This window comes from Enterococcus sp. CWB-B31, from assembly GCF_020567645.1.
Taxonomy (GTDB): domain Bacteria; phylum Bacillota; class Bacilli; order Lactobacillales; family Enterococcaceae; genus Enterococcus_L.
In genome coordinates, this window is record NZ_JAJDJW010000015.1 from 1 (window position 1) to 13,031 (window position 13,031).

10 protein-coding genes are annotated in these 13,031 nt (G+C 37.3%); 8 read left to right on the plus strand and 2 right to left on the minus strand.

Going from position 1 to position 13,031, the window contains the following annotated elements:
- Nucleotides 1-403 precede the first annotated feature (403 nt).
- The 4 genes from LI954_RS12350 to LI954_RS12365 all read left to right on the plus strand — a co-directional run bounded on the left by LI954_RS12350 (nucleotide 404) and on the right by LI954_RS12365 (nucleotide 6,262).
- The gene (locus LI954_RS12350; protein WP_202067171.1) at nucleotides 404-904 is read left to right on the plus strand and encodes an RNA polymerase sigma factor; all 501 of its coding nucleotides are present in this window, start codon (nucleotides 404-406) and stop codon (nucleotides 902-904) included.
- Nucleotides 901-1,461 carry a hypothetical protein gene (locus tag LI954_RS12355; RefSeq protein ID WP_229444630.1) on the plus strand — a complete coding sequence of 187 codons (561 nt, stop codon included), beginning with the start codon at nucleotides 901-903 and terminating at the stop codon, nucleotides 1,459-1,461. The genes LI954_RS12350 and LI954_RS12355 overlap by 4 nt, the downstream gene beginning before the upstream one ends.
- Nucleotides 1,462-1,531: 70 nt before the next feature.
- Nucleotides 1,532-3,904, plus strand: a complete 2,373-nt coding sequence (locus LI954_RS12360; RefSeq protein WP_229444631.1) for a transglutaminase domain-containing protein — start codon at nucleotides 1,532-1,534, stop codon at nucleotides 3,902-3,904.
- A gap of 1,050 nt (nucleotides 3,905-4,954) precedes the next feature.
- Nucleotides 4,955-6,262: an MFS transporter gene (locus tag LI954_RS12365; protein WP_229444632.1), complete on the plus strand. Its 1,308-nt coding sequence runs from the start codon at nucleotides 4,955-4,957 to the stop codon at nucleotides 6,260-6,262.
- Between the two features lie 1,488 nt (nucleotides 6,263-7,750).
- Here LI954_RS12365 and LI954_RS12370 read toward each other — a convergent pair.
- Nucleotides 7,751-8,782, minus strand: a complete 1,032-nt coding sequence (locus LI954_RS12370; RefSeq protein WP_202067167.1) for a lactonase family protein — start codon at nucleotides 8,780-8,782, stop codon at nucleotides 7,751-7,753.
- A 193-nt stretch (nucleotides 8,783-8,975) separates the two neighbouring features.
- Here LI954_RS12370 and clpX point away from each other — a divergent pair, with 193 nt between their 5' ends.
- Nucleotides 8,976-10,226, plus strand: coding sequence for an ATP-dependent Clp protease ATP-binding subunit ClpX (gene clpX, locus LI954_RS12375; protein ID WP_202067166.1), 1,251 nt, complete (start codon nucleotides 8,976-8,978; stop codon nucleotides 10,224-10,226).
- Nucleotides 10,227-10,446: 220 nt separating this feature from the next.
- Entirely contained in the window at nucleotides 10,447-11,028 is a 582-nt protein-coding gene (gene yihA, locus LI954_RS12380) for a ribosome biogenesis GTP-binding protein YihA/YsxC (protein WP_202067165.1), read from the plus strand.
- 51 nt (nucleotides 11,029-11,079) lie between these two features.
- On the opposite strand, the gene LI954_RS16125 is transcribed toward yihA, so the two are convergent.
- Nucleotides 11,080-11,214 (minus strand): SPJ_0845 family protein, encoded by a 135-nt coding sequence (locus tag LI954_RS16125; RefSeq protein WP_267491492.1) that lies wholly within the window; start codon nucleotides 11,212-11,214, stop codon nucleotides 11,080-11,082.
- Between the two features lie 186 nt (nucleotides 11,215-11,400).
- On the opposite strand from LI954_RS16125, the gene yidD reads away from it, so the two are divergent.
- Both yidD and LI954_RS12390 read left to right on the plus strand, forming a co-directional pair.
- Nucleotides 11,401-11,685: a membrane protein insertion efficiency factor YidD gene (gene yidD, locus LI954_RS12385; protein ID WP_229441642.1), complete on the plus strand. Its 285-nt coding sequence runs from the start codon at nucleotides 11,401-11,403 to the stop codon at nucleotides 11,683-11,685.
- A gap of 19 nt (nucleotides 11,686-11,704) precedes the next feature.
- Nucleotides 11,705-12,580, plus strand: a complete 876-nt coding sequence (locus LI954_RS12390) for an ROK family protein (RefSeq protein WP_229444633.1) — start codon at nucleotides 11,705-11,707, stop codon at nucleotides 12,578-12,580.
- Nucleotides 12,581-13,031: the final 451 nt, after the last annotated feature.

A 13,031-nucleotide genomic window follows, 5' to 3' on the forward strand; every position in this document is an offset into this window, starting at 1 on the left:
CCTTTCTAGTTGGTTTTGTGGTGATTCTATTCTAGCGGAAATGTTGTGTGTCTTCCTTGTTTTTTAATGAGAAAATAGGACCGATAGATTTTTTTCTATCAGTCCAATAAATTATAGAGCCAATATTATTCAATTAACCATTTTAAAATGTCGAAACAACAATATTACAATAGAGCCCTGAGTGCAGAAAATGTCTTTTGCATTCAAGGGTTATTTGCCCTCAAACTTTCTCAAAAACTCTATTGAAATAAGTAAATATTGGAAATTCCTTTTTAAAGATTGCAGACAACTGCAAGTCTGAGTCTGGTATAATAAATAATTGTTTGGAGTAATATTTAATAAATTTATACTGGAACCGGGTAACTTTTCTACGGTTAAGGGGTATTTATAGTAAGGAGGAAACATGAGAAAGGAAGAAGGAGAGCTGTTGGGTGCTGAAGAACTGCTTGATGAATATGCGGATATGGTTTATCGTATCGCCTTTGTTCAAATGAAGCAATCCAGTGATGCCGATGATATATTTCAGGAAGTATTTTTGCGTCTGGTAGAACATATACATACACTGAAAAGTAAAGAGCATGCGAAGCACTGGCTGATTCGAGTCACCATTAATTGTTGTAAAAAATATTTTGATACTTCATGGAGTAAAAAAAGAGTGGGAATGGATGAGTATTTGCTGGAACAAAAGACGATTTCTCAGGATGAAAATGTTGAGAATCTTTTAGAGGCATGTCTTTCTTTAGGTGAAGATCAACGAACGGTGATTCATTTGTTTTATTTTGAAGGCTATTCTGTCAGAGAAATCAGCCAGTTGCTGGAGCTGTCGGAATCTGCGGTTAAGACCAGATTATCTCGAGCAAGAGATGCATTGCGATTAAAAATGAAGGGAGATTTTTTTGAATGAAAGACGAATATAAAAAACAGTTGAATCAAATTAAAGCTCCCAAAAGTTTAATCGAGAAGACCAGACTTGAGCTGAGAGAACGTGAAGAACAAAAAAAGCAGGAAGTACCTCCAAAAACAGACATAAAAGAACAACCTGTTTCTTTACCTGTAAAAAGAAAGCTCTCACAATCGGTTCGCTTTGCGATATTGGCAGCTGTTCTTGTTATTATAGTTGGTGCAGGCAGTTATGGGTATTATCAATCCCAGCATTCACTTCGCATAGCATTTGTTGAACAGGAGAGCGATACTTTTTCGATAGACAAAAATTTCGGTCAAATTGGTGGAAGTAAAAATGAAAATATTGAAGTCAGTAAAGGCAGAAGCAGCAAAGTAATTCCGGATTTTCTGAGAGAAACAGAGCCAAATAAGCTTAATGAAATAGATGTTTGGCTGGCAAAGAATGAAGAGAATATTTTTTTTGCCGGCTATCAAAAAGACGGAATCTATTACTTTATTCAGGCAAAGGAAATTTCTGAAACAGAATTTTTAGCGTATATAAAAGACAGACTTGAATAAAAAGTGATTTTACCTGTAACCTTTTTTGAGTTTAAAAGGTATTACTGGTAGAAAGGCGGAAAAGAGGAAGATGAAAAATAAAATTTTTGTGGTGTTGGCGGGAATAACTCTAATATTGGGGGGATGTCAGGGGACAAAGAGGGCAGCTGAAAAAGATGAATCAGCAGGAAACGAAATATCTTCGACTAAGCTTGCTTTAGATATCAAGAATAAATACGATGAAGCCTATATCTATTCTGAAGAAAGACTGATGGTTGAACGTGATGAACCGCTCAAAATAGAAATCGGATTTGACCCTGAAGAATTAGGAATGAAGAATTACACTGAAGTTGTTGAAGTGTTCCAGGATCCGGAGTTGACACAATCGCTGGGTACAGGATTTGAAATGGACGAAGAACGGACACAAATTGAAGTGCTGCCGCCGAAAACAGCGCCCGCTTCTATATCTTCTTCTGATTTGGATAAAAATTCCTATGGCTATGATAGTGCCGAGTACACTTTGTTTGATAAAGGGGAATATGGAGATTGGGGAAACTTACAGCAGTATTATATGATCGTCCGTGTAGATTTGGACACTGGCGAAAAGCTTGAGAAACCAATCGTCACACTCTTTTCAGTAATTCATGAAATTCCCGATTCATTGCGTTTGAAGATGAAAATCAATGAAGAGGGAATGCCGGAATATTCTTGGAATGAAGTGGAAGATGCAGAATATTACTATATTTTGGATCTCGATTATACTGAGAAAAATGGATATCGATGGAGCGGTTCTGTCAGAGCGCAGACAGAAGAGACGACCTGGACGCCTGAGAATGTTGCCTATTTACGAACGTATTCAGTTTCTGAGTACGAACGTCGGAAAGATTACAACATTGAAAAATATGGTGAAGGGGATGAACCGATTTATAAGGATCAGACATACCAAAGTAATTATGCTGTGATTGCTGTATCTAAAGACGGAACATCAGCAATCAGTAATGCGATGGATATTGCTTCGATGGCGGAACGTATACCTTCCAATGAAGAAATTGATCTAAGTAATGAAGAAGAAGGTAAATTAAGAGCGGATTCTTATAGTCAGCTGCCTTCTTATCGCTGGGTGACCATGTGCGACGGCTCTCTTGTTCAGAAGCTCGTTACTTATGAAGTATCTAAGGCGAAAGTTGCAACAGAGTCTATTTACTCGTATGAAAAAGAAGATATGTCCGATATGACTGCCGAAAAAGTAGAGGTAGTGGTGATTCCCTATACAATAGATGGAACTGGTTTTTCAGGGAAAGCAAGAGTGGAAACCTTTAAGCAAAAAACGCTAGAGGATAATTTGTCTGCTTTGGAAACTCGGCAGAACTTGTTGCGCAGTCGGGCAGGAACAACTGAAATGGAAGTTGTTCCTGAAGCTGAAGCAGAGACAGAGGATGAAAAAGAATCATCTGACAGTATTCAGGAAACAACCGATAAAATCACTGCAAACAGTGCACTTAGTGAGTACCTGGCGATTCATATGATTTCCGGCAAGACAACGATTGATCTAAAAGATTTTCCCGAAGCACGAGATCAGACTTATTTGGCGGATGCCTGGATGGAAGCAATTTATCAAAACCCATTAATTTTGGGTGCTGAAGGGGCCTCAATTTCAGATGACGGCATGAAAATAATGATTCGTTATAATATGGATACTTCTGCAATGAAGAAGCAGCAAAAAGAATTAAGAGCTGAAGTAAAAAAAGTTGTTAAAGAGATCATTACGGATAAAATGAGTGATCTTGAAAAAGAGTATGCAATCAATCAGTATCTTTGTGAAATTGCTGAATATGACAATGCTGCTTTGGAAAATGCGGAAGAAAATGATTTTGTGACAGTTGATGAAGCGTTTAACGATTCATTTACGCCTTATGGAGTTTTGATTAATAAAGTTGGCGTTTGTGCCAGCTATGCCAGTGCTTTTAAGCTTCTGGCAGATGAAGCCGGGCTTGAAACGATTGTTGTTACTGGTTATCTGGATGGAGATCTTCCACATGCCTGGAACAAGGTCAAAGTAAATGGGGAATGGAATGTTCTGGACAGTACCAATAATGATAATGAATTACTGAATAATGTCTTGCTCAATGTTTCCGGAAAAGCATCAAAGCGAGTATTGGTGGAAGACAGCCTTTATGTCCTTGATAAAAACCTTTTAGATTATGAAATTACGGAAGATGTAGCCGATAAAGAATTTTATCATGTAGAAGAGAAATTTTTTGATGAGGATAAAATTTCTGATAAGCTGGTTGATTCTTTGGAAAAAGAAGGTCTGGCAGTTTTACGTACATCCTATGATTTGGATGATCAGCGATTCGCGGTGATTGCAGAGAAGGTACTCAGTAAAACCAAGAATGAAGAACTGCAGGGCTTTTACTGGATGGGTGTTATTTACATGGATGATGGGAGTCACTCCTTTGAATAATTCTTTATCTATATAAAAAAGGATACAAATAGAAAAATAAAAAAGGTAATGGTTGAAAAGGAACGTTGAATGGTCAAAATCTTGAAAGAGCGAACAGTTTCTGGACAGCTGTCAGCTTTTAAGTTTTGAATATTTTTGAGACAAAAATGAAGGTGACGGAGACTGTTGTTGGTCTGACTCACGCTTTCTTAAGCAGGGGATACTTTAAAAAGGGAAATCTTTTTCCTGCTGATCTCAAAACAGGATTGAAAATTAGGCAGATGAGAGCTGTTTTTCCATAATTGATTTTTTGTGGGAGTAGAAAATCAGTTTGATGGAGAAGCTGCTTCTCTGTCTAAAAAATTTTAAAAGAACTATCCCTCTAACTAAAAAAGCTGTACAGACATTTAGGTTTGTACGGCTTTTTAGTAGATTAAAAAGTTGGTTGTATCTTAATAGGATTGAATTGTTCCGCTTGTCGAAGATCAGAGTGGAAATGATCCAATATTAGTTTTTTTCTTGTCTCTCCCAATACAATAAGGTACGATTAAAGAGGAACAGAATTCGAGGAAAGGGGCCGGCTCTCATGTTATATAAAAAAGCAGGAATTCACTCAATAAGAATGAGAATAACCTAAGTCTCTTCTGATTTTGGAAAACATTCCGATATCAGAAGATTCTTTCGAAGCATAGGGGTATTGAAAAAAGTGATTTTTCAAACTTTCTTTTTGCTTCTCAAGCAGGAGCACGATTGGACTGTGACATAAGTATATCTGAGATCCTAAAACCGAATAAACGGTGTTCCAGAAGCTGTCTCTTCGGAAATAAGTCGAACTATACTGAAAATATGAGTAGCTCCAGGGAGGTATCAATTCACAGCTAGTCATTTTATGACTAGTGTTCCTTGACAATTTTCGTATATTCCGACTTATTGTCATAAATCACTACGATTGACTCGTCAGAGTAGATGATGCATGATACCTACCGGGTTCTTGAGACAGAACACTTCTGTCACAACCTCGATTGCGTTCTATCACTATTTCATGAAAGAATAAATATTAGGAGTGTTTTTATGACTGAGAATATTATGATTCCTCCTCACTGGAGAAAAAATATCTATCTATTTCTTACTGGACAATTTTTATCTGGAATAACCAGCATGATTGTTCAGTATTCAATTATCTGGTATCTGACGAAAGCGACCGGATCGGCAACCATCCTCAGCTTTGCGACATTAGTGGGCATGATTCCAATGGTTTTGTTAAGTCCGTTTGTTGGACCTTTTGTCGATCGGTTGAATAAAAAAACTATTTTAATCGTTACAGATATTATTGTTGCGATTTTCGCACTGATTTTAGCAGTTTCAGGAACTCTTGCTGATGAGTTTCCTCTTTGGCTGGTTTTCGTTTCGTTATTTATGCGTGCTGTAGCTCAAACATTCCAGATGCCGATCATTCAGTCGATTTTACCGACCATGGTTCCTGAAGAAGAGCTGACAAAAGTAAATGGTCAGCTGGGTATGGTTCAATCTGCCAATTTTATCATTGCGCCGGCTCTGGGAGCCTTTCTTTTCACCATTATGCCGATGAATTTGTTGATTATGCTGGATGTACTGGGCGCATTTTTGGGCGTAGGGCTGTTAATTTTTGTAGCTATTCCAAGAATTGTTTCTGAAGGGGAAAAAATACATCTTTTGGCAGATACGAAGTTTGGCCTAAAAAAACTGATGGAAAACAAAGGTCTTTGGTACATCACTATTATTGGTGCTGTATTTATGCTGATTTTCATGCCGGCAGCTAGTCTTTATCCCTTGATGACGATGAATTACTTTGGAGGAACAGTAGGGCAGGCTGGTTTGGTTGAAGTCATCTATGCAGTAGGAATGTTGGCAGGAGGTGCAGTTATAGGTGTTTTTGGAAACTGGAAAGATCGAATGAAGCCTATATTTTTTGCGTATTTTGTGATTGGACTGACGATTGGTGCCAGCGGCTTGCTTCCTGGGACGAATAGAGGATTCATGCTCTTCATCATTTTGAATGCAATTGCCGGTTTCGCAACGCCTTATTTCAATACATTGCTGATGACAATGATCCAGCAAAGCTACGAACCTAAATATCTTGGTCGAGTATTAGGTGTATTGAATTCACTGATGAGTATTACCGGTCCTGTAGGTTTAATTATGGCAGGACCGCTGGCAGATAATATAGGAGTAGAAAAAATGTTTTTAATTGCAGGAATTGGTACACTACTTTGCGGTATTCTTAATTACCTCATTCCTGCTGCGCGGAATTATGATAAAGAGCTGCAAAAACGTTTGAAGAAAAGACATAATAAAGAGGAGATAGCAGAAGAAAATCTCTTAGGCAGAATAGATGAATAATTGTCTGATGTAAGCGACACTAAACTGTTAGAGAATAAAACTAATACAGAATAATTGGTTAAAAGCAGATTAAAGAAGAGCAGAAGAGAATTAGCGTACTGCTTTTAAACAATGAATAGACTTATTCTATATGTCACGATGCCTGATTGGAAAGAAGTCATCCTCTGATAAAAAAGAAACTGTTTTTACAGTGAAACTTGAAAGAGCCTTATAAAGTTTCCTGTAGCTTGAACAGTTTCTTTTTTGATTTATTTTGGAAAGGGAATTAAAATAGAAAAATTTGGAAATAATATCAGTAAAAGAAAAACTAAAAAATAACACACACCGAATAGGTAGTAATTCTTTTAAGGTAGAAAATTAGTTGAAAAGCACTGTTTATAAAAGTGGGGCTTTTGTACCGCCATTTATTCGGGGGTAGATACAAAGAGAGTTTGAATCTCAATGAATAAATCTCAGAGCATGGATTAGCGGTTTTGTGAACGTATGGGATACAGGTTATTAATATCATCTGTTCCTCTCCTTCGGTAATTCTCAATGATTCAACTGTCGTTGGCTTGATCACTTCAATTCCTCATATCTTGTAGGAAAGCTTCTGAATCTAAAATCGACAGAATAAAAATATCTCCTGCTTCCAGTTCCGATAAATTGGTTAAAAATGTATTGCTTAGCAGTCCTCTATGAACTGAAATCACAGAAATATAGTGCATACATGATTAATTCTTATCGATTGGTGGTGCATGGATATCGTGTACTTTAGATAGAAGAAACAGCTAATGAAATCAGATAGGTCGAAACTACTTCTGGAAACAATCAGATTATTATCTTGGCTATTACAGAATTTTCCAATTTATCTTACTTCTTTCTTTTTATATAAAGTCATTAAAAAAAGAATGAGTGTGTCATGAAAAAGAAGAATAGCAGAAAAGAGGGGATGGAAGAATATTCGCGTTCTCTCAAGTTGTTTCTGGGGGATTGAATATAAGCGGATTTTAGAGGAGAAATTGTCTGAAAACCAGTATACTCAAGATATTTCGGAAGTAATGTTTCCCAGGTACGATAATAGCAGTTATTACTGAACAACTCCTGATAAATGACTGATCAAAGGTGCTCCTTTACGTCTGATTTTACAATTTTACGAGTATGCAAAAGAAGATGAACGGTTTTTGGAAGCATTGGTTGCATTGGAAGGAATCATGGAAACTAGGGAGATTGCGGTCATTCGTCAAAGCAAAAATTATCTATCTGTAAAAAGGAACAGCTAAGCAGGCTTGCAACAGAACGTTAACAGAAGATTTTTCAACATTCAAGCAGAAGGTAAACTGAAAAAAGTATCCGTTCAAAAGACAAAAGTGTTATTAAGCAATTAAAAATCGGCAAAAAAAGATGAGCCTTCACAATGTATCGATCGTCAAAAAGCTGCTATATTTGACCAACCTTTTGGAACGATTAGGATACATATATTGAAATTGCTCATCTTTTAGTTATTTTCTATTTAAAGTAGACACAAACACATTCCGGTGCATAGATATCTTTTTGAATTACCGTCAGCAGACCGTTTTCTTTGTCTCTGCGATAAAGTGTTAAATTATCTGTATTCTGATTGGCAGCAACAACAAATTCTTCAGAGCTGTTCAAAGCAAAATCTCTTGGGAAATCTCCTTCTGTCGAAATCAGTTGAATGAGTTCAACTTCATTTCCGCTCTCGTTGACTGCAAAAACAGCGATTGAATTATGCCCTCTGTTTGAAGCGTAAAGGAAGCGTCCATCTTTTGAAATACGAATGGCAGCACCGCCGTTAAAATCAGTGAAATCTTCAGGCAGTGTAGATAATTTCTGTGTTTGGCTGAATGTTCCATCAGCTGCATTATATGCTAATACAGTTACAGTATTGTCTAATTCGCCAAATAAATACGCAAACTGATTATTTGGATGGAAGACTAAATGACGCGGACCTGTTCCAGGTTCTGCAACATATTGAGCAACCTCTGTCAATTTGCCATCATCATCCACATCATAAGTGTACACACGATCTGTTCCTAAATCACAGACAACAAGTCGTTGATCTGGTGTTAAATCTGTATAATGAACATGGGCATTGTTTTGGTTCTTATGTGGACCAGTTTCCTCGTCGTGAGTAACTATGTCTGCCAGTTCCAGTGATCCGTCAGCCAGTATACGATGAGTATAAACCATGCCTCGGTGATAATTGGCACCATAAAGCAGCTGGCGGTTCTCATCAACGGCAACATAGCAGTGAGGGGCTCCTTTTTCTGTTACTGCATTAATCAGTTTAAAGCTCTTTTCTCCATCTTTTTCGAATGCAGCTGCACCGCCTTCCTCACCCAATTCGATTACTGAATACAAGTTTCCTTTCTTGCTCATGGTTACATAAGTCGGACCATTTCCTTCAGCTGCCAGTTCAACCTCTAAAAGCTGTCCTTTATCTGTATCTAATAGAATTTCATGAATTCCCTTACTAGCTCTTCGAGTGTATGTACCTAGTAAAATTTTTTCCAACATGCATTATGCCCTCCATTTATTAAGTTTTATAAGTTAAACGCTACATCCCATAGTATAACATAAAGAAGATTTATTTAAGAATATCTTTATTCTAAAAACTGCTGCTGCAAAATTCGCATTTTTGTCTTATTTGTGATATGATTCCCTAAGACTGTTCTCTCAGTTACTTTTTATTTTTTAAGGAGGAACATACGTGTACGACAACACAAATAATAATGGACCTGTTCGTTGTTCTTTCTGTGGTAAAACACAGGAGGAAGTAAAGAAAATTGTTGCAGGACCGGGTGTCTATATCTGTAATGAATGTATAGATCTGTGCAAAGAGATTATTGATGAAGAATTTTATGATGAAGCTGTACGTGAATTGACTGATGTTCCTAAGCCTCAGGAGATTTTAGATATTTTAGATCAATATGTCATTGGTCAGGAGCAGGCAAAACGTTCTCTTTCAGTGGCCGTTTATAATCACTATAAACGTGTGAACCATACTGAGAATAATACTTCAGACGATGTTGAGCTACAAAAAAGCAATATTTGCCTAATTGGACCAACGGGTTCCGGTAAAACTTTTCTCGCTCAGACTTTGGCAAGAACATTAAATGTACCATTTGCGATTGCTGATGCAACCAGCTTAACAGAAGCAGGGTATGTAGGAGAAGATGTGGAGAACATTCTGTTGAAACTTCTGCAGGCAGCAGATTATAATGTGGAGCGTGCTGAAAAAGGGATTATCTATATTGATGAAATTGATAAGATTGCCCGTAAAAGCGAAAATGTTTCTATTACAAGAGATGTTTCCGGTGAAGGTGTGCAGCAGGCACTGTTAAAAATTTTGGAAGGGACAGTAGCCAGCGTTCCTCCTCAAGGTGGAAGAAAGCACCCTCATCAGGAGTTTATTCAGATTGATACTACCAATATTTTGTTTATTGTCGGTGGAGCATTTGATGGTATTGAAGGTATCGTTAAAAACCGTCTGGGTGACAAGACTATTGGTTTCGGAACAAACAACAGCAAGCTTTCAGAAGATGAAAGTATTATGCAGCAGATTATCCCGGAAGACCTGCTTAAATTTGGTCTGATTCCTGAATTTATTGGTCGGTTGCCGGTTACTGCTGCTTTGGAAAAACTTACGGTTAATGATCTTGTTCGTATTCTAACTGAACCGAAGAATGCTTTGGTGAAACAGTATCAAAAACTGTTGGCCTTGGACAATACGGAGCTGGAATTCGAGGATGATGCATTACGTGGAATTGCCAAGCAGGCAATTGAGCGGAATACAGGAGCGCGCGGATTAAGATCTATTATTGAAGGAATAATGCTGGATGTCATGTTTGATATCCCATCTGATGAAACAATCAAAAAAGTAATTATTACTGAATTGGCTGTTGAAGGAAAAGGAAAACCAGCGATCATTTACAATAAAAAGGATCAAAAGGCCGGTTAAACAATCGGATTAAAATTGCTTCAGTGAATCATTAATATGCAATTCTAAAGCTGGGAGGAAATATCTGATGGAAGGTATGAATCTCAGCTTTTTTCTATGAATTGAAGCAGTTCGAAAGCTGTCCTGCAGCTCATAACACAGATTAATGAAGTATGGAAGCAGAATAAACTGCATTTTTCTAGAGAAAAATGAAATCATTAATACGAATAAGGAGCTCACCATGAATGTACATAACGCTGAAATTGTAATTAGTGCAGTGTCACCTGCACAATATCCGGATACACAGCTGCCGGAAATAGCATTGGCCGGACGATCCAATGTTGGAAAATCATCATTTATCAATACGTTGATTAATAGAAAAAATCTGGCTAGAACCTCAGGAAAACCTGGGAAGACACAGACACTGAATTTTTATTTGATTGAAGATGCGTTGCATTTTGTCGATGTTCCCGGCTATGGCTATGCAAAAGTGTCAAAAACGGAACGGGCTAAATGGGGGAAAATGATTGAGACGTACATGACACAAAGAGAGCAGTTGAAAGCGGTTGTTTCATTGGTGGATTTACGTCATGCCCCTTCTCAGGAAGATGTTCAAATGTATGAGTTCCTAAAATATTATGATATCCCTGTAATAATTGTTGCAACAAAAGCAGATAAAATACCACGAAGCAAATGGAATAAACACGAAAGTATGGTTAAAAAAACATTGAATTTTGATCCGTCTGATGATTTTATCCTCTTTTCTTCAGAAACAAAACAAGGGAAACAGGAAGCCTGGAAAGCAATCGAACAATATTTATAATCTGATTTGCTTGAGTGAATCAAAAAACAGAACAACAACCAGATTTTCTGATTATTGTTCTGTTTCTTTTTGGTCTTCCTTTTTCTCAGCAAGTTCTTCTTGCGGCTTTTCCTTTTTCTTAGGATCAACAGCGAAAGATTCAAATAATCTATCTAAATCATCCACTCGTTCAAATTTTAAACCCATGTTTATTCCTCCATTCACTATGTCATAGTTTAGCACGATTTCGGGTGTTTGAATAGTCCTCGGTACAAGGGGAGGATAAATTTTTAGATTACTTAAACTTATTAATCTATGCAATGATTGAGGACTTGCATAAGTGTGGGAAAAGCGATATAGTTTTTGCGAGCGGGGAAGAAGGGGGAGTAAAAGATGTTTGGAAAAATGATCATTTCTGTCGTTGGTTTCTATCAACGATTTATTTCCCCGGCTTTGGGACCTAGATGCCGCTACCATCCTACTTGTTCAGAATACATGGTGGATGCTGTTCATACACATGGCGGAATCAAGGGCGGTGTTATGGGGATAGCACGAATTTTACGCTGTCACCCATTTGTAAAAGGCGGAATTGATTATGTTCCATTAAAATTCAGTCTGCGTAGAAATCCTGACAAAGAATATCATGGTCCCTATAATTACAGAAAACACAAAAAATAAAGATAGAGGGTGGAGAACAATGGCAATCTTGGCATTTGATTTGGGCGGTTCAGCAGTGAAATATGGTGTGTGGGAGAAGAATGAACTTCATGAAACTGGGAGTTTTGTCACACCTAAAACGTGGAAAGAGATGAAAGCATCCCTTTCCAAAGTGATCAAAGCTGCAACGTACTCTATTGAAGGAATTGGAATGAGTGCTCCGGGAGCTGTTGATGAAGAAAAACGACAAATTCTTGGGATTTCCGCTATTCCCTATATTCATCATTTTGACATTTATGATGAGCTGGAAGAGCTTTTTCAATTACCTGTAACGATCGAGAATGATGCTAATTGTGCGGGTATCGCTGAAATCGCTGAGGGGGCTGCCAAAGGTAAAAAGGAAGTTGCTTTCGTTGTAATCGGTACAGGTATTGGCGGAGCTGTTTTTCATGATGGCAGAATTGTTAAAGGCGCTCATTTATATGGAGGCGAGTTTGGTCTGATGTATTTGAATAATGGAAAGACCTTCAGCTCTCTGGGAACTGCGGTTCAAATGGCTTGGCGTTATTGCGATAGAAAGGGCCTTGACCGTGAAACAGTTTCTGGCAAGGAAGTGTTTCAACTGGCTGAACAGGGAGACGATGTGGCAGCAGAAGAAGTAGAAAATTTCTATGAATATCTGACACAGGGACTTTTCAGTATTCAATTTTCATTAGATCCGGAAATAATTGTTTTAGGCGGCGGGATTTCAGCGAAAGAAGGGCTGCTGGACGAGATCAATGGAAGAATGAAGAAAAAACTGGAACATTTTGAGTTGAAGGATTTTGTTCCGGAAATAGTCATCTGTGATTATCGAAATGATGCAAATTTAGTTGGTGCAGCAGCAAATTTTTTGGAAAAACAAAAACAAAAATAAGAATAGGGGCGTGGAATAAAATCCTGCGCCTTTATTTTTTTAATAAAGAAAGAGTAAACCCATGTTTCAAAAGAATCATTCAAAATGATTTTTCTTGCATTGACTTGTAGCTCCTAATTATTTTTTTGAGCTGATTCGAAAAAAATGCTTAATCAGGATGACTTTTTTCCTAATTGAACAAAGAAATCAGATAATCCAATGCTTTTTGAAGTAGGGAAAACCAAGAAGCAATCATTTTTCATCCCGCTATTATATGCCTGATTTTTCTTCCAAAATATGCATATAATATTTAAAAAAAGCAAGTTATTTTCTGCTCAGATTTTTCCATAGTTCCTTTAATAATTTGAATTATAGAAATTTTCTGAAAATTCGTTGACAAGAATCTTCTTTTTTATTATATTTGTATACATACTCTTTAATAATTATTATTTGCAGAGTGAAACGAGGGGGT